The 16,723-nt window shown below is 38.4% G+C and carries 17 protein-coding genes; 1 reads left to right on the top strand and 16 read right to left on the bottom strand.

Annotated features, from left to right (window positions below; all coding sequences use genetic code 11):
* Nucleotides 1–105 precede the first annotated feature (105 nt).
* The 13 genes from ACQQ2I_RS08950 to ACQQ2I_RS08890 all read right to left on the bottom strand — a co-directional run bounded on the left by ACQQ2I_RS08950 (nucleotide 106) and on the right by ACQQ2I_RS08890 (nucleotide 13,788).
* Nucleotides 106–942 carry a DegV family protein gene (locus tag ACQQ2I_RS08950; protein ID WP_431030181.1) on the bottom strand — a complete coding sequence of 279 codons (837 nt, stop codon included), beginning with the start codon at nucleotides 940–942 and terminating at the stop codon, nucleotides 106–108.
* Between the two features lie 98 nt (nucleotides 943–1,040).
* Nucleotides 1,041–2,111, bottom strand: a complete 1,071-nt coding sequence (locus ACQQ2I_RS08945) for a mechanosensitive ion channel family protein (protein WP_431030180.1) — start codon at nucleotides 2,109–2,111, stop codon at nucleotides 1,041–1,043.
* A gap of 169 nt (nucleotides 2,112–2,280) precedes the next feature.
* Entirely contained in the window at nucleotides 2,281–2,601 is a 321-nt protein-coding gene (locus ACQQ2I_RS08940) for a heme oxygenase (RefSeq protein ID WP_431030179.1), read from the bottom strand.
* Nucleotides 2,602–2,718: 117 nt separating this feature from the next.
* Complete coding sequence (locus ACQQ2I_RS08935) at nucleotides 2,719–3,609, bottom strand: foldase protein PrsA (protein ID WP_431030178.1); 891 nt, start codon at nucleotides 3,607–3,609, stop codon at nucleotides 2,719–2,721.
* 62 nt (nucleotides 3,610–3,671) lie between these two features.
* Nucleotides 3,672–5,072, bottom strand: coding sequence for an ATP-binding protein (locus ACQQ2I_RS08930; RefSeq protein WP_431030177.1), 1,401 nt, complete (start codon nucleotides 5,070–5,072; stop codon nucleotides 3,672–3,674).
* The gene (locus ACQQ2I_RS08925; RefSeq protein ID WP_431030176.1) at nucleotides 5,059–5,736 is read right to left on the bottom strand and encodes a response regulator transcription factor; all 678 of its coding nucleotides are present in this window, start codon (nucleotides 5,734–5,736) and stop codon (nucleotides 5,059–5,061) included. The genes ACQQ2I_RS08930 and ACQQ2I_RS08925 overlap by 14 nt, the downstream gene beginning before the upstream one ends.
* A gap of 159 nt (nucleotides 5,737–5,895) precedes the next feature.
* Complete coding sequence (locus tag ACQQ2I_RS08920; RefSeq protein WP_431030175.1) at nucleotides 5,896–6,930, bottom strand: beta-carotene 15,15'-monooxygenase; 1,035 nt, start codon at nucleotides 6,928–6,930, stop codon at nucleotides 5,896–5,898.
* On the bottom strand, nucleotides 6,917–7,360 hold the full coding sequence (locus tag ACQQ2I_RS08915; protein ID WP_431030174.1) for a MarR family winged helix-turn-helix transcriptional regulator: 444 nt from the start codon (nucleotides 7,358–7,360) through the stop codon (nucleotides 6,917–6,919). The genes ACQQ2I_RS08920 and ACQQ2I_RS08915 overlap by 14 nt, the downstream gene beginning before the upstream one ends.
* Nucleotides 7,361–7,468: 108 nt before the next feature.
* Nucleotides 7,469–7,939, bottom strand: a complete 471-nt coding sequence (gene folA / locus ACQQ2I_RS08910) for a type 3 dihydrofolate reductase (protein WP_431030173.1) — start codon at nucleotides 7,937–7,939, stop codon at nucleotides 7,469–7,471.
* 701 nt (nucleotides 7,940–8,640) lie between these two features.
* Complete coding sequence (locus tag ACQQ2I_RS08905) at nucleotides 8,641–10,263, bottom strand: long-chain fatty acid--CoA ligase (RefSeq protein ID WP_431030480.1); 1,623 nt, start codon at nucleotides 10,261–10,263, stop codon at nucleotides 8,641–8,643.
* A 47-nt stretch (nucleotides 10,264–10,310) separates the two neighbouring features.
* Nucleotides 10,311–11,078 (bottom strand): 3-hydroxyacyl-CoA dehydrogenase, encoded by a 768-nt coding sequence (locus tag ACQQ2I_RS08900; RefSeq protein ID WP_431030172.1) that lies wholly within the window; start codon nucleotides 11,076–11,078, stop codon nucleotides 10,311–10,313.
* A gap of 25 nt (nucleotides 11,079–11,103) precedes the next feature.
* On the bottom strand, nucleotides 11,104–12,225 hold the full coding sequence (locus tag ACQQ2I_RS08895) for a thiolase family protein (RefSeq protein ID WP_431030171.1): 1,122 nt from the start codon (nucleotides 12,223–12,225) through the stop codon (nucleotides 11,104–11,106).
* A 27-nt stretch (nucleotides 12,226–12,252) separates the two neighbouring features.
* Nucleotides 12,253–13,788, bottom strand: coding sequence for a class I adenylate-forming enzyme family protein (locus ACQQ2I_RS08890; RefSeq protein ID WP_431030170.1), 1,536 nt, complete (start codon nucleotides 13,786–13,788; stop codon nucleotides 12,253–12,255).
* A 546-nt stretch (nucleotides 13,789–14,334) separates the two neighbouring features.
* Between ACQQ2I_RS08890 and ACQQ2I_RS08885 the strand changes: the two genes are divergently transcribed.
* A complete protein-coding gene (locus ACQQ2I_RS08885) occupies nucleotides 14,335–14,886 on the top strand; it encodes a DUF7010 family protein (protein ID WP_431030169.1) in 552 nt (183 codons plus the stop codon).
* Between the two features lie 134 nt (nucleotides 14,887–15,020).
* Here ACQQ2I_RS08885 and ACQQ2I_RS08880 read toward each other — a convergent pair whose 3' ends face one another.
* The 3 genes from ACQQ2I_RS08880 to ACQQ2I_RS08870 form a co-directional block, all read right to left on the bottom strand.
* Complete coding sequence (locus ACQQ2I_RS08880) at nucleotides 15,021–15,248, bottom strand: hypothetical protein (protein ID WP_431030168.1); 228 nt, start codon at nucleotides 15,246–15,248, stop codon at nucleotides 15,021–15,023.
* A 102-nt stretch (nucleotides 15,249–15,350) separates the two neighbouring features.
* Nucleotides 15,351–15,593 (bottom strand): transporter suffix domain-containing protein, encoded by a 243-nt coding sequence (locus tag ACQQ2I_RS08875; protein ID WP_431030167.1) that lies wholly within the window; start codon nucleotides 15,591–15,593, stop codon nucleotides 15,351–15,353.
* A gap of 268 nt (nucleotides 15,594–15,861) precedes the next feature.
* On the bottom strand, nucleotides 15,862–16,647 hold the full coding sequence (locus ACQQ2I_RS08870; RefSeq protein ID WP_431030166.1) for an enoyl-CoA hydratase-related protein: 786 nt from the start codon (nucleotides 16,645–16,647) through the stop codon (nucleotides 15,862–15,864).
* Between the last annotated feature and the right edge of the window lie 76 nt (nucleotides 16,648–16,723).

Raw genomic sequence — 16,723 nt, 5'->3', positions numbered from 1 at the left:
ATCATGATAAAAAAGAGTATCAACCCCTTCTACTGCAAGGCATTTGATACTCTTTCTGTAATCGTCATAATACTATTCTTCCAAGAGATAGCTACTATTGATCAACTATTCTGCAAAATACATAAAACCAAGCGCACCTGGACCGGTATGTGTGCTAATAATTGGGGATGTAAAAGTAATATCAATATTTGTAAAGCCTGTCCCTTTGACTAGTTCCATTAATGGCGTTCCCATTGTTGTTAAACCATTGGCATGTGAAAACCCTACAGCTTTGACTGTTTTTCCTGCTGTATCGTTTTGGAACTGTTCAAATAAATATTTCACTACTTGCTTATAGCTACGTGGTTTCGATACAGGTGTAAATGCACCTGTATCTAGGCTACCAACCGGTTTAATATTTAATAGCGAACCGAACATCGCCTTCCCTTTACCGATACGACCACCCTTTACCATGTTTTCCAATGTATCCAGTACAACAAATAAACGGGTATTTTGACGTACTTGGTCTACACGAGCTACAATTTCCTCTACACCCGCCCCTGCATCGCGAAGACGTACTGCTTCACGTAATTGGAAGGCTAAAGCCCAAGCGATATAGCGTGAATCTACTACCGTTACATCTGCCTCTGTCATTTCAGCAGCCTGTCTTGCGGATTGCACGGTACCACTCATACCACCTGTCATGTGGATTGAAATAATTTGATCACCATTTTTACCAAGCTCATCATATAATTCTGTAAACTTCCCCGGTGATGGTTGAGATGATTTTGGTAATTCTTTTGCACTCGCCATTAAGGTTAAAAATGATTGTGGCTCTACATCAACACGGTCGACATATGTTTTACCGTCTATTTGAATTGTTAATGGTACGATATGAATGTTTAATTTTTCAATTTCTTGTTGTGATAAATCGCATGTTGAATCCGTTACGATATGAATCATTATTTGACACATCCTTTATTGTCTTCATTTCATTATATGTAGTTTAATATTTCCATTCAATATGACATCTGTCATTTCTCATCATTCACCTACAAAATTTAGTCATTTCGAAGCCATAATTCACTATCCGCTGGTATGAGCTCAATCGCATACTCTTCCAATAAATGCTTGCAGACGAATAATATATCTTGTTTCACATCAAGCATTACGCCTGTGTCATTTGTTTGGACAAAATAGCGAATAAATAAACGAAATGAACCCGGACGATAATCATCAATTGTCACATGAATGATTTCTTTTTCCGTCTGTGGATGGAGGGTAATTTGCTCCCGTATTTTTTCCACGACTGCACGTAAACTTTCCTCACTATTAGATGAAGAAACATAAAAGCTTTGTTCACATTTTCGTTTTCCACGCTTACTTAAATTATAAATTGGACGGTTAACTAAATAAGCGTTCGGCACATACACAAGCCCTTTATCGCCGGTTTGAATAAGTGTACTACGAAGATTAATATCCTCTACCACACCATCAATTTTTTGGTCTTCTGTTGCAATCCAATCGCCAATTTGAAACGGCTTATCTAGTGCAACACTCATGCCGCCGAAAATATGGGTTAATGTATCACGAATTCCAAAGGCTAGCGCTACCCCTGTTAATCCAATAGCAGTTAAAAAGCCATTCAAATTAAAACCCCACAGCGAGGCAATGAAAAACATCGCCACCAACATCACTAACACTTTACTAATCCGTAGGAAAAACGGTGTTAAAATATCTTGGTCTTTCCCTGTCTGCAGTCGCTCTGGATGAAGCAAATAAAATGTTAATAAATCGTATAATCCTTTAAAAGCAAAATAGAACATCAGCGATATAAAGAAATCTTTCGTCGATTCAGCTGTAAATAACCATACTTTAATTAAAATGGACACACTAAGTGTAATCACAATCGTCATAAACGCATAACGAGTCGCTTTACTAAACTGTTCCGTAATATCCGCGATCACACTACGTCCTTTTCGTCTTAGGAAATTAGCGAACGCCTTAATGCTTGGCTTTAAAATATAGCGCTGGACGAGAAAACCTACAATAATAATCGCAATAGCCATTACTATACGTTGCCAAATCAGTTGTTCAATGTCAGGTAACAACCATTGAATTGAATCAAGCATAAATCCACCTACTCTTACTAGAATGCGTAAGAATCATAGCATGACTCCCTCTTTTACACAAATTATCACTATGCACATGTCTAAATTTATGCTCAAAACAAGAAAAAGACGAACCACAAAGCGATTGCGGTTCGTCTTTTTCACTTTATCCTACATTAACAGGAGCAATTTATTTCGCGATTTCAGCTGCTACTTTAGCAATAACGATTTGGCTTGTAATGACAGGAGAGTTTGGATCTGGTGCGTCGCCTGATGGACGTTTATGCGCTTCTTTAAACGCATCCGACTCACGCCAGACGCCGAATGATTTTTCATCTTCCCAGTACATGACAACACTCATTTCATCGTACTCTTCAAATTGTGTAGACACTAATACCTCTACTTTGTGGAAGCCTTCAAATTGTTGTAATGGACCTGGCTTAGCAAACATTGGTGCCATTTTTTCAGCCATGCCTTTTTTTACTTGAATACGGTTCGTTACTGTAATCATTTACATACATCTCCTTAGTTGGAAATCAAACACAAGATTGAGAACACTTCTCATAACATATTAATTAAATCACATATGTGACAGTAGTGCAACTATATTTTCGGGCAGAAAGAGCCATTATTCAAACAATTTCTTTTCGATATCGTACTCTTTCATTTTTTCTTCTACCCATGTAGCATATTGTTCATTGACACGACTTTCCAGCAGCATTTGACGCGCTTCTTCCTTGCTTGTCTCATAGTCAGCCGCTTTCGCTTCAATTTTATCTGTTACTTTAATAATATGGTAACCATGTTCTGTTTTAACTGGTTCTTTACTTACTTCCCCAATATTTATCGCAAATGCCGCTTTTTCGAATTCTGCTACCATTTCACCGCGCCCAAAGAAACCTAGTGCTCCTCCATTTTCAGCATTTGACTCATCAATTGAATATTCTTTTGCAAGCTTCGCGAAGTCCTCACCTGCGTTTAATTTCTTAATGACTTCCTTTGCTTTCGCTTCATCTTCTACTAAAATGTGGCTTGCTTCCACTTGCTCTTCCGTACTAAAGACATCTTTATTTTCCTCAAAGTACGCCTTTATATCATCTTCTTTAATATCAATTTGGTCTTCCATCACTTTTAGTGTTAATAAATAAATTTCAATGTCTTTTTCAATATCTTCTTTATCCATATTAAAACCTTTTAACGCTTCAAGCAGTGCATCTTCTCCACCATATGATTCTGTATATACTTTATACTCTTCTTGTATTTCTTCATCCGATACTTTAATATCTGATTTTTTCGCTTCTAGCTCCACAATTTTATTTGTAATTAAGGAATCTAACACACTTGGCCCGTATTGACCTTGCAATAAACGATTTAATTCTGCTTCTGTGATGACCTCATCATTGACCGTTGCGACTGTTCGAGAATCGCCGCCATTATCTGAGCAGCCTACTAGGAAAGCAGATAAAGCGATTGGTGCCGCTACCATTTTTAATATTTTCTTTACTTTTTGTCGATCCATTTTCATTTCCTCCAATAAATAATCTTCTGTACAGTGTAACAAAGTATTGTGTCAAACATACGTCAAGACGCTTTCACTAATTTTAGACGGAAAATAGTTCCTTGCTCTGTACTAGCAATTAACACTAAATCCCCACCAAGCGATTGCGCCATCATCTTACTTAACGCCAATCCTAAACCTAAGCCACGTACTTTATATTTCTTTTGTTCACCGCGATAAAAACGTTCAAAAATAAACGGTTGTTCTTCTAGTGAAATACCACAACCATTATCTTTTACATCCACTACAATAAATTGCTCGTCCGTCTGTAATGATACATGAATATTTCCGCTACCGTCCATTGCTTGCTCTGCATTCGTCAATAAATTCACTAAGATTTGCTGCACTCGTACTAAATCAGCTTGGACATGAGTATCTTCTTCTAACGTTGCAACCGACAGTTTAATGCGAGGATGTGTAGCGCCCCATCTTCGAATAATTTCTTCTACTAATATATTTACATGAAATGCCTCTACTTCGACAGGTACCGCATTTACTGAAAACGAATTAAAAGCGAGTAAATCACCAATCATTGTTTTCATTTTTGTCGTTTCAGTAAGCGCCATCTGGATGAATTCTTTTGCATCATCACCTGTTACAACATCGTCATTGACAGCTTGCAATAAACCGCTGATCGATGTAACAGGCGTTTTTAATTCATGTGTAACACCAGCTAATAGCTCTGTACGTGTTTTTTCTAACTGCTCAAGACGTGTCACCATCTCTTTAAAAGAGGTTACTAATTCGTCTACCTCTTGTTCTTTTACATCTATTGGTAACGATATTGTATATTGTCCACTTTCCACTAATTTAGCAGCAGCTGCTACTTCCATAATCGGTTTTGACAGGCGCTTAGAGAGCATGTAAATTGCCCCCCACCCAAGAAGACCAATACATGTAATAACAAGTACTAAAAATCCAAACTCTTGCTTTACTGCTGTTAAAGTTTTGTTTTTTTCTACCACAAATACATAGCCTACCAACTCTTCATCAATGACTATGCTACGTTTAATAATGGTATACTTCCCATCTTCACTTTTAATATGTTGAACTTCACCACTTTGCTGAATAATATCGTGAAAGTTTAATGTTGATGCTGAAGGAAACGGGCGATTTGTTGATAAAATTGTTCCTGTCGTATCCGTCATGTACACAATGGGATTAATATCGCGCACCGAATTAGGCTCACGCCGCTCAAAAAACGGATTGACTTTTTCTGGACTAACGCCTGTAGCTATATTTGTAATGAGAATCACCGCTTCATCTGCCATCACTTCCATCATTTCTACACGATGCTCTGTCGTTGTATGACGAATCCATAGTGCAGAAATAACCAATAAAATCGTCAAACCAATAACAAGTGTTAATACATAATTTCTTGTCCAGTACGTGAGCAATGAGACTTTCTTCTTATTCGAAAACATGGAATTGATACCCTACCCCGCGCAGTGTACGAATTTCCCCTTCACTGCTCGGCCAATCTAGTAGCGCTTTCCGCAAACGTTTAATCGCTAAATCGACTGCCCGTTCACTTCCTTCATAGTCCCAGCCCCACACATGCTCAATTAGTTGATCGCGCGTAAACGTTTGGTTTGCATGCTCTGCTAAAAATAATAAGACGGCTAAATCGCGCGGCGTTAAATCTACCTCTTCACCATGAAGCCATACGAGATGCCCTTTAAAATCGATTTCGAGAGACCCATACTTTTGCCTGGAGCTCGTTGGTCGACTTGCTCTTTTTAACACGGCTTTTATGCGTGCAACCACTTCATCTGCGATAAACGGTTTCGGTATATAATCATCTGCTCCACCATCAAATCCTTCAAGGCGATATTCTACATCCGCAAGCGCTGTTAACATCACCACTGGGCATTCACTAATGGCTCGAATTTCTTTTAAAATTGTCCATCCGTCTTTACCAGGAAGCATGACATCAAGTAACACTAAATCCGGTTCATGGCTTTTGAACATATTTAACGCTTCCATACCAGAAAAGCATTGAATCGCTTCAAATTCTTCTTTCACCATATATACTTTTAGCACTTGGCTAATCGCGAATTCATCTTCAATAATTAATATTTTGGTCACACATTTCACCTCAGTTCTAGTATAACATCACGTTATGTCAGTAAGATGTCAGGCTAAACTGACGTTTGTTTAACCTATTCAATACTTCTCATTGGAAAAATACAAGTTTGTAAACGAAAAAGCTGTTCCTCAAAAGGAGCAGCTTTTTCGTTAAATCGCCTATATATGTGCCATCCCACGCTCAATGACTGCTTTTAACTCGCTTGGTTGATCACAGCGAATAGCTATCTTTGAATAGTCCTTCTCAAACCCCATAAACAATGTCCCCTTGATTGGATTTTTCATATATAAAACCATCTGTGGCTGCCCCTCTTCAAATTCCCGCGCAATAAAGGCTAATGTATCCTTCGAAACTTTCTTCTCAAGCTCTGCTCGATCCTCACATACATAGTCAATATCCGCAAAACGAATTTTCGCACGCTTCATTAAACCGAGTGAGATATACATGGCATCGTCTGTCACATGAATCGGATTTAATCGTACAGCATTCATATCGCCTAAAAAGAAAAACACGGAGTAGATGTTGATGATGAGTAAGACAATCGATAGTATCATTGATTTTTCATGCAGCCACCAATGGAATCCAAGTGTTTCGAGAATAATAGCATGAATAATCATCACCATAAAAGCGATGTAACTTGAATTTTTGTGAAGTGTAATCCCTTCAGGCGCTTGCTTTTTCCATGCAAACAGCGCATAGTAAAACATCAATAACTCTGAGCATAATATTTGGATTATCGGATTTTTCTTCACATATTTATCTATCGCATGATGAAAAGAGAACACCGTTGGAATGCTACTTGATTTCACAAAAGCCATGATTTTTGGGATATAACGAATAAACGTCATAATGAGCAAAATTTCAAACGTAACGATTGCGACTTCGGCTAATAGACCTACCCATGTTACCGCAACATACGGCTCTAGCATCGCACTCGGAATCATCAATCTTGCCAAAATACAACCTAGTGCTGCAACAGCAATTGCCGTCTTAATAGAAAATTTGCGCATGATGAGCATGACAAATAATGGTAGCATAATCATGAAATCAATAAGAGAACCAAGTACTACACCATTTGTCTCTACAGGCAAAATATTCGCGCCAAATTGCGTTCGGTATAACATCGTATTACTTATTAATAATAGCAACAACATGACAAGCCATAACGGTCTGCCTTTTTCAATCACCTTCATTGTAATACTCCTCCTGTACAATCGTATTTAACTTTTCAAGAATCATTAAAAGTTGTTGTAAATCCTCTAATGATAATTTCCCGTATACACGTTCATTCATTTCTTGCTGAAGCTTTTCTGCGTAAATAAAATATGCCTCTCCTTTCTGTGCAAGCTCTAACTTAATCTCTCGTCGATTGTCAGGATTAATGTTTCGAGAAATATACCCTCTTTCTTCTAGCTTATTAAGCAACTGGCTCACGGCACTATTCGACACATGTAAATGTTGCGCTAACGCTTTTGTAGTCGATACATTAGATCGAATCAACTCCAATAACAGCACTTGTTTTGCCGTTAATTGATTATCAAGACGGCTTTCATATTTACTAGCTAATCGCACATTCAATTGATCTTGTAAAACATTAATTTGTTCAATATATGGATTCTTCAAATTCATAACCCCTAGTTAATAATTAAGTTACCTTAACTATAAAGCTCTCTACATAATTTTTCCATAATAAAAAACATGCGAAATCACCTGGACTTCGCATGTTTTTCATTACTTTTCATAAATACAATATTGGAATGTCATACCTTCTGGTGTGGTAATCGGCTCTTGGCAGCTTGTCTTGTTCCAGCCTTCATATGCAGGGAAATACGTATCTCCTTCAAATGCATAATCAATCTCTGTAATATACAATCGATCAGCTATTGACATGCTTTCTTTAAAAATTTGCTCCCCGCCGATAATCATAATTTCCTCTACATCGCCCGCAAGTCGAATAGCTTCTTCTACACTGCCGACAACCTCAATGCCGTCCGCCTCATATGCGGGGTTTCTTGTAATGACGATGTTACGACGCCCTGGTAACGGACGACCAATCGACTCAAACGTTTTACGTCCCATAATAATTGGCTTCCCCATTGTCATTTCTTTAAAGTATTGAAGTTCACCTGGTAAATGCCACGGCATCTTATTATTTACCCCAATTACTCGGTTTTTATCATGTGCAACAATTAATGAAATCATCGAAAATCTCCTTTATACGTGAAGTAATCATTTAATTTTTAATACTGACTATACCTTTCTAATATATGGATAAATACAGTCTGTTTAAACTTTATTGTTTTTAGCTCTGGATTAAAGTATGTATCTGCTCTATATTTCTTTATGCGGGGTACAAATACTAAAAATAACACGCGTGTTGATTTACCTTTTACTGTTAAATAGAACATTAGAATACGTTGATTTCCGCTACGGCTGACTCGCTTTCCGCAGGCACGGCTTCAACTAATTTATTTCGGCTATTGCCGAAATAAATGGATTTTCAGCTCGTGCTTTTCCTGCAGGAGTCGAGTCGCCTCCGCTCTAATCAACGAGCAAGCGCTTTTTATCAACCATTCTACTAAAAACTCACGCTAATTACCTACCGATATTTGTATAATCAACACATCTATAAAAATAATTTACTACTAATAGTTGATACTAGCAAAACTTAACACAAGAAGCCCCCACTTTAAGCTTCTGTTAAGTGCTAGGTAGTTCACCGTAATATGTATTTCAACGTTATTTATTCTATCATTTCTTACTATTATTTTAATACTATATACGTTCATTTTGGTGAAGGAATAAATGTTTTTGACCGCATGCACCGTCGTTTTGCTCGGATACGGCAAGGTTTTTTGCTCACATTAAAAGCGCCCTGTTAATTACGAGGGCGCTTCTTACATTTAGGCTTGAGGTGTATAATCCTTTAATTCTTCACGTAGCTTTGCTTTTAAAAACTTCCCTACGGATGTTTTCGGAATTTCATTTAAAAAGACAATATCATCTGGTACCCACTTCTTCGGGAATTGTTCCCCTAAACTTTCGAGTAATTCTTCCTTATTAATAGCCTCTTTAAATTCTGGCTTTGGTACAACACAAGCAAGTGGACGCTCAATCCATTTTTCATGCGGAATAGCAATCACTGCTGCTTCAAATACTTTGTTATGTGTCATTAATGCATTTTCCAGTTCAATGGAAGAAATCCATTCACCGCCTGATTTTATTAAATCTTTTGTTCGATCGGTAATGCGAATATTTCCTTCTGGTGTGTATACGGCAATATCTCCTGTATACAACCAGCCATCCTTAAAGGCTTCCTTCGTTCGTTCATCTTTATAGTAGTCAGATGCTATCCATGGACCACGTACAAGAATTTCGCCCATTGTTTGACCGTCCCACGGAACGTCACCATTTTCATTGACAATCCTTGTCTCTATAAATGGCACAGTTAATCCTTGTGTTAGACGAACATTCATTTTTTCATCAAAACTATAATCATCCATATCCGATGTCAAAACCGACATGCTCACAAGCGGGGATGTTTCTGTCATTCCAAAACCTGTGAAGTATTCTATCCCCATTTCTTCAAATGCACGAATCAGCCCTAATGGGGATGCCGAGCCGCCACATATTAAACAACGCAAATGGGACAAATCTCGTGGATTTGCTTGCTGCTCTTGCAGAACACCTAACCAAATAGTCGGTACACCCGCAGATACAGTTACTTTATATTGCTCAAATAAATCTAAAATCAACTGTGGTGTAAACATCGGTCCTGGTAATACTTGTGTAACGCCTAAATTGACACACGCAAACGGAAGTCCCCATGCATTGGCATGGAACATTGGCACAACAGGTAAAACGACATCACGCTCTTTTAATGCCACTCCGTCCGCAAAAGCCATGACAGTGCTGTGTAATACAATACTGCGATGCGTGTACACGACACCTTTAGGCATACCCGTTGTTGCACTTGTATAACACATGCCTGCTGGTGCATTTTCATCTAAATCTTCCGGAAACTCATAGTCATCTGAAGCTGCCGCTAAAATTTCTTCATATGAATAAGCATTCGGTAGTGTCGTTTTCGTTAAATCCACGTGATCTCCACAAATGACATACGCTTTCACTGTTTTAAAATGTGGTGCAACCGCTTCAACTAACGGTAATAGCGAATCATCTACTAAAATAATTTCATCTTCTGCGTGATTGACAACATAAACAATATGCTCTGGAAATAGGCGAATATTTACCATATGCAGTACAGCACCAGCACATGGTACGGCAAAATAGGCTTCTAAATGACGATGATGATTCCAACAAAATGTCGCTACTTTCGTTCCTCTCGTCATACCTAGCTTTTCTAATGCCGTAGCAAGTTTACGTGTTCGTTGTGCATATTCTTTATACGTAAACTCATGAATTGTATTTTCAGCTGTACGTGAAATAATTTTCTTATGACCAAAATAACGTTCTGCTCGATTAAAAAAACTCGTTAACAGTAAAGGCTTATTCATCATATGCATTTGTACATCGCCCCATTTCGATATAATCATCACCGACAAAGACATTTTTATTTTGGCTGCATGCGAATAGCACCGTCTAAGCGAATCACTTCACCATTTAACATCGTATTTTCAATAATCGTTGCAACAAGATGCCCGTACTCACTTGGTTCACCTAAGCGTTTTGGGAATGGTGTCATTGCACCTAAAGATGCCTTTGCCTCAGCTGGCAATGATTCAAACAATGGTGTATCAATTAAACCTGGTGCAATAGTCATCACGCGAATGCCAGAAGCAGCAAGCTCGCGTGCAATCGGTAACGTCATACTAACGACGCCTCCCTTTGATGCACTATAAGCCGCTTGTCCAATTTGGCCATCAAAGGCTGCGACAGATGCGGTGTTAATAATTACACCACGCTGACCATCATCATCTGGAGCATTGTTTTCCATTGCTGCTGCAGCAAGTCGCAATACGTTAAATGTTCCTGTCAAATTCACACTGAGTACACGCTCAAAATCTGCCAGTGCATGAATCCCTCTTTTGGATAAAACCTTTTGCGCAATACCAATTCCCGCACAGTTGACAGCCACATTGATATGGCCAAACGTTTCAATTGCCAAGTCAATCGCAGCTTGTACTTGTTCTTCCTTTGTAACGTCTGTTTTTGCATATGTTACGACGTCCCCTAATTGTGTGACAAGTGCTGCAGCACGTTCATCCTGTACATCCAGAATCACTGCCTTTCCACCCTGGTCCACAATTTTTCGTACAGTTGCCTCTCCAAGCCCTGATGCCCCACCTGTCACAATCGCTACCACTTCGTTTAATTCCATCTCCCATTACCCCTTTACTATCAATTTATATTTTTTCAATAATTGTCGCGTTGGCCATACCCATACCTTCACAAATTGCTAGTAAACCATAGCGCAAGTTTTCTCGTTGCATTCGGTATAGCATTGTTGTTAATAATTTTGTACCTGTCGCACCTAATGGATGTCCAAGTGCAATGGCACCCCCATCTGGATTTAACTTATCTATATCCGCTCCTAGCTCTTTAGCCCAAACGATTGGTACAGGTGCAAAGGCTTCATTCACTTCATACGTATCAATCTCATCAATCGTTAAATTCGCCTTTTCAAGCACACGTTTCGTCGCCTCAATCGGTCCAGTAAGCATTAATGTTGGGTCGGAGCCGACAACTGTTCTAGCGATAATTTTAGCAAGTGGCTTAACGCCTAGTTCTTCCGCTTTCTCACTTGACATAATGACAACGGCCGATGCCCCGTCACTAATTTGTGAAGCATTCCCTGCTGTAATGACACCGTCTTCCTTAAATACTTTTTTCAAGCCTTGCAACACTTCTACGGTCGTACCTGGACGTGGACCTTCATCTGTTACAAAATCATTTACCGGTACAATTTCCGCTTCAAAATAGCCTGCTGCAATCGCGCTGATTGCTCGCTCATGGCTTAACACCGTGTATTCATTGATTTCTTGTTCTGAAAGCTCCCACTGCTCTGCTATTCGTTCAGCCGATAAGCCTTGATGGAGGATTTCATAATTTTCTTGTAATCGCTGTCCTCTATGTGCACCCTCTGTATTTGTAAACATCGGTACACGACTCATGTTCTCAATCCCGCCTGCGATAACAATGTCCATATCTCCAGCTAAAATAGCCTGTGCCGCAAAATGTACAGCTTGTAAACTTGAACCGCATTGACGATCGATTGTTACACCTGGCACTTCAATTGGGAAGCCCGCCATTAATGTCGCTGTCCGTGCGATATTTGCTGCTTGCTCGTTTCCTTGTGATACACAACCTAAAATAACGTCTTCCACTTGTGCTTTATCAATGCCCGCTCTTTGTACAACAGCCTCTAACACATCCGCAGCTAAATCATCTGCTCGTACTTCAGCTAATGCCCCTTTGTTACGTCCAACTGCTGAACGCGCTGCTGCTACTATAACCGCTTCCCTCATTTACCTATCCCCTTTTTTAGTAATCTATTAATTTGTTTCATTTAACGAACGAGCGTCTCGCCACTGCTCTCTTAAATGATATTTCAGTATTTTCCCTGATGCATTGCGCGGTAATACATCTGTCGTGATAAAATGACGCGGAACTTTATACCCCGCCAAGCTTTGACGACAGAATGCTTGTACCTCATCCTCTTTTATGTTTTCACCCGGTTTCGGTACAATAATTGCCGTCACCACTTCTCCCCATTGCGGATCAGGTAACCCGATAATAGCTGCTTCTAAAATTTGCGAATGGCTATTTAATATTTGTTCTACCTCTACCGAGTAAATATTTTCTCCACCCGAAATAATCATATCCTTCTTGCGGTCAACTAATGTAATATAACCGTCTTCATCTATTGTTGCTAAATCCCCTGTTAATAGCCAGCCGTTACGCAACGTCTGCCCCGTCTCCTCAGGCTTTTTATAGTACTCTTTCATCACAGAGCTACTACGAATAATAAACTCGCCTACTTCGCCAGGTGCCACGTCTTCCATTTGCTCGTTCACAACACGGGCATTTAAAAATGGCATCGCTTTTCCGGCAGCACCTAATTTTGTTTTATGTTCTTCCGGTGTTAGGACCACGCCTCCTGGTCCACCTTCTGTCAGCCCACAACAATTGTAAAACTGATCTGTACCAAAATAATCGACGGCCGCTTGAATGAGTCCTGGTGACATTGGCGCGGCACCATAGTTACAAGCACGAATGCTCGATAAGTCAAAGCTGCCTTTTGGTACTTGTAAAATGGCATTGTACATAGCAGGTACAGCAAAAAACATCGTTACACCATATTGTTGAATCGCTTTTTGCGCTTCGACTGGATGGAAATCTCGTTGCACCACAAGCGTTGACCCCGCAAAAAAGGAGGAAGTTAAAATCATATTTAACCCCGCCGAATGGAATGCTGGCGCAATCAGTAAATACACATCTTCTGGTGAAAGCTTTGTCATGACATGGACCGACATATTTAAGCTAATAATGTTAGCATGGGTAAATAGAGCCCCTTTAGGTTGTCCAGTTGTGCCTGATGTATAGAGAATTTGTGCATCATCAATAGGTGAAATCATCACATCTGGCTCTTCTATATTATTCGTACGAACAGATGCCCAATCTACCCCACCATCATATTGTTCACCGACAACATATAATGTAAGAGGACGATTAATTTGAGCGATGGCATTTTTAGCCACATCCGCTAACTCCTCATCAACAATCACAGCAACTGAATCCGATTGACGTAAAATATAAGTGAGCTCTGATGCAGTCAACCTAAAGTTAATCGGCACCATCACTGCGCCCGTTTTCCAGATGGCATATGACGCAATAACAAATGCATCTGAGTTCTTTAAAAATAAACTTACCTTATCCCCTTTTTGGATACCTTGTTCCATTAACCCATGACTATAGCGATTAATTTCTTCATTTAACTCTTGATACGTATAGCGACGATTGTCATAAATCAGTGCTTCCTGATGTGGTGTGCGGTGCGCATGGTACAATATCGGTTTTGTTAAATCCACCAATTCACTCTCCCTTTTACCAAAAATCAATTACGCCTCGGCGTAATTGCGTCCGGATTTTGAATTGTGCTTGCACAATTGACTCCTTTCAAAATCCGTGAAATCCGCCGGGGCCTTATCTTCATTCAGTCTGTGTTTGAACGTCCACTGAAGAAAAGCTACACTCACATTTATCTCGCCACCTATAAAGGTAACAGTCTGCTGTATCTATCGCTTCGCTTTTGATATAAATAACATATACTGAATGAAGATAGAAACCTCTCTTATAATCATATGTTTCATATTAAATAGAATTCCTTTTTGCTTAACATAAAATTTGAGATAAATAATTTATTCTATTTCTTATAGTTGATTTATAAATAGCCTCAATTTTTGCTTACGAAATAAAAGCTCGGTTTTCTTAACATTGAAATATCAATATGAGCTCACCATCTTTTTTCTTTATAGCCCTTTTGTTTTTGGAAATCTTCTATGCAACAAAGATATGAAAATGTTGTGGGCAAAAGAAAATAGCTTACTATTAGAAAAGAAAGAGGGGAAAAATGTATGAAATCAGCTCGAATATTACAGGCATTACGAACAGATTTAGCGTTAAGACAACTGAAAGGAATTCATTTTATTATTATGTCAGTGTTTTTATGGAGCACTTTAATTGTTATACAGGCAACTGACCTCCATATATTAATGAAGAATTTATTAACATTTTGCGCAACCGGCATGATATTACCTGGTGCATACTATATTTCAAAACTGTTACGCATCGATTTTTCGACCAAAGATAATCCCCTTTCTAAGCTCGGTTTACTTTTCACATTAAATCAATTACTTTATTTACTAATTGCGATGTGGATTTACCCTACTCTCCCTGAGTATATGCTCATGGTGATTGCCATTGTATTCGGGGCACATTTACTGCCTTTTGGATGGCTCTATCATTCTAAAAGTTACACGGCATTTGCGATTATCATATCGTTTCTCGCTCTGATTATTGGGCTAAATTTTAGCCCATTAGTGCTTGCTATTGCGATGCTTCTATTAGAAATTATTTTTGTTTATTGTTTATATCGAGAAATCAAACAAATTTCACTGAAATACTAAGCTGCTAGAAAATCAAATCGAAAAAGCACCTAATAGACCAGTCCTGTCTATTAGGTGCTTCGTTTTCTTTAGCTTTATATCCCTCTCTAAATAACGCTTTATGTTCAACTCAGCATTGTTGTCAAAAGAATCAATTATTCTTTTTCAGTGCCTTGCATTAATTGTTCAAAGCGCTTCATTTTAGGATCTACTTTAGGCGTGTAGTCGAATGGATTTTTTTCTTTGCCAAACTCTACTTTTGAATTCAATTGAACCCCTATTTTCGAACTAGCCGTAGCTAATGGGTCATTAATAATATTTTCTCGTTTACCATCGGCATGTCGTGTTGCTTCTACATGTTGATTTTCACTTTTGTGCGGCATTCCAATCAGCTCCTTTGAAGTTAATATGACTTCAAAGCATATGCTTTATGCGTGAAAGCGATTTTTCAAATACTATTAGAAAGACACAGCTTCTTCTTTTGCTTATTTATTTTTCTGCCAATTTTTTGGATTTAAATATTTTTTATATTTTGTGATCACTTCTTTGCCAACAAATATAGCGCCTATCCAGAAAAAAACCTCTGCTAATACAATGGCTCCTGTGACAGCAGCAGCTTTCATACCAAGTGAAAATGGCAAAAATGGTATCACGACAAGTGAAATCCAAAGTAAGCAAGCAATAATAATAAATACCCACCCTACTTTATACAAAACTTTATTTTTCAATGTAAATCCTCCTGAATCTAATATAATGAAACTCACTAAATTAGATTTTACAATAAAACTTTCCTTTTCTTAATCATAACTTACTTTTTGTCCGTAAAATTCGGGGGCAACTCATTCAAAAGATGCTTTTTCGCCTCGTTTAAGGAATTTGGTCATTTTCTATTTGAACTAAAAACGTTTCGTTCAATGAATAAAGAAAACGAATTCCACGTTAGGAATCCGTTTTTTTTTTGATTATATTGCTATATATCGTTTGATAGTTTTCCGTTTATAAAACCGTGTTTTTCGTATCCTGCCATACAGGCGGTCTTTTTTCAAAAAAGGCTCTAATCCCCTCTTGTGCATCAGGATGTTTGCTGTTAAGAGCGATTACTTCTGTCGCATAATTAAGTGCTTGGAAATCTTCCATATTAATTTGTTGGTAAAATTGTCGTTTACCTAATTCAATAATATTTAAGCTTTGTTTTGTGACTTGCTTTGCTAATTTTTCTGTTTCTTCATCTAGTAGCTCAGCAGGTACCACTTTATTCACTAAGCCATGCTGTAACCCTTCCTCTGCAGACATAAAGTTCCCAGTGAATAATAACTCTACCGCCTTTTTTCGTCCAATATTTCTACTTAAAAATACTGCGGGTGTACTGCAAAACAAACCGCTATTAATACCCGGCGTCGCAAATTTCGCTTCATCACTTGCAATCGCCATATCACTAGCTGCAACTAATTGTGCTCCCGCTGCAACAGCCGCTTTTCGTACTTTTGAAATGACAAGTTGTGGAATTTCTCTCATTGTCCGCATTAAAAGCTGGCACGTTTGGAATAATTGTAACACTTCATTTTCCGTTTTAGACTCGATTTCTCTTAAACTATGTCCCGCGCAAAATACTTTTTCTGATCCTTCAATGACAACTACCTTTACTTCTCTTTCAGCACCAATTTTTTTTAATAGCGTATCTAATTCCTGCAGTAGTTGCATTGTTAACGTATTAAATTCCATTGGATTTTCTAATGTCACATAAGCAATATCCTCTGTTTGTCTAAAAGATAAAAATTCCATCTCTCCACTCCTCGTATCAATTCTATCAGTATTAATTACATTTTGAATGTTCTGTCAATTAAGGTCAAGTAAAAAT

Source organism: Lysinibacillus sp. LZ02 (genome assembly GCF_050613145.1).
In the GTDB taxonomy this organism is placed as follows: domain Bacteria; phylum Bacillota; class Bacilli; order Bacillales_A; family Planococcaceae; genus Lysinibacillus_B.
This window is presented reverse-complemented; position numbering and strand designations above follow the sequence as displayed.

Excerpts from the sequence above, each read along its gene's own strand:
- ACQQ2I_RS08885 (WP_431030169.1), top strand. The coding sequence starts at position 14,335 with ATGAAATCAGCTCGAATATTACAGGCATTACGAACAGATTTAGCGTTA.
- ACQQ2I_RS08935 (WP_431030178.1), bottom strand. The coding sequence starts at position 3,609 with ATGGATCGACAAAAAGTAAAGAAAATATTAAAAATGGTAGCGGCACCA.
- ACQQ2I_RS08950 (WP_431030181.1), bottom strand. The coding sequence starts at position 942 with ATGATTCATATCGTAACGGATTCAACATGCGATTTATCACAACAAGAA.
- ACQQ2I_RS08870 (WP_431030166.1), bottom strand. The coding sequence starts at position 16,647 with ATGGAATTTTTATCTTTTAGACAAACAGAGGATATTGCTTATGTGACA.
- ACQQ2I_RS08920 (WP_431030175.1), bottom strand. The coding sequence starts at position 6,930 with ATGAAGGTGATTGAAAAAGGCAGACCGTTATGGCTTGTCATGTTGTTG.
- ACQQ2I_RS08940 (WP_431030179.1), bottom strand. The coding sequence starts at position 2,601 with ATGATTACAGTAACGAACCGTATTCAAGTAAAAAAAGGCATGGCTGAA.
- ACQQ2I_RS08895 (WP_431030171.1), bottom strand. The coding sequence starts at position 12,225 with ATGAGGGAAGCGGTTATAGTAGCAGCAGCGCGTTCAGCAGTTGGACGT.
- ACQQ2I_RS08900 (WP_431030172.1), bottom strand. The coding sequence starts at position 11,078 with ATGGAATTAAACGAAGTGGTAGCGATTGTGACAGGTGGGGCATCAGGG.
- ACQQ2I_RS08880 (WP_431030168.1), bottom strand. The coding sequence starts at position 15,248 with ATGCCGCACAAAAGTGAAAATCAACATGTAGAAGCAACACGACATGCC.
- ACQQ2I_RS08945 (WP_431030180.1), bottom strand. The coding sequence starts at position 2,111 with ATGCTTGATTCAATTCAATGGTTGTTACCTGACATTGAACAACTGATT.
- ACQQ2I_RS08905 (WP_431030480.1), bottom strand. The coding sequence starts at position 10,263 with ATGCATATGATGAATAAGCCTTTACTGTTAACGAGTTTTTTTAATCGA.
- ACQQ2I_RS08930 (WP_431030177.1), bottom strand. The coding sequence starts at position 5,072 with ATGTTTTCGAATAAGAAGAAAGTCTCATTGCTCACGTACTGGACAAGA.
- folA (WP_431030173.1), bottom strand. The coding sequence starts at position 7,939 with ATGATTTCATTAATTGTTGCACATGATAAAAACCGAGTAATTGGGGTA.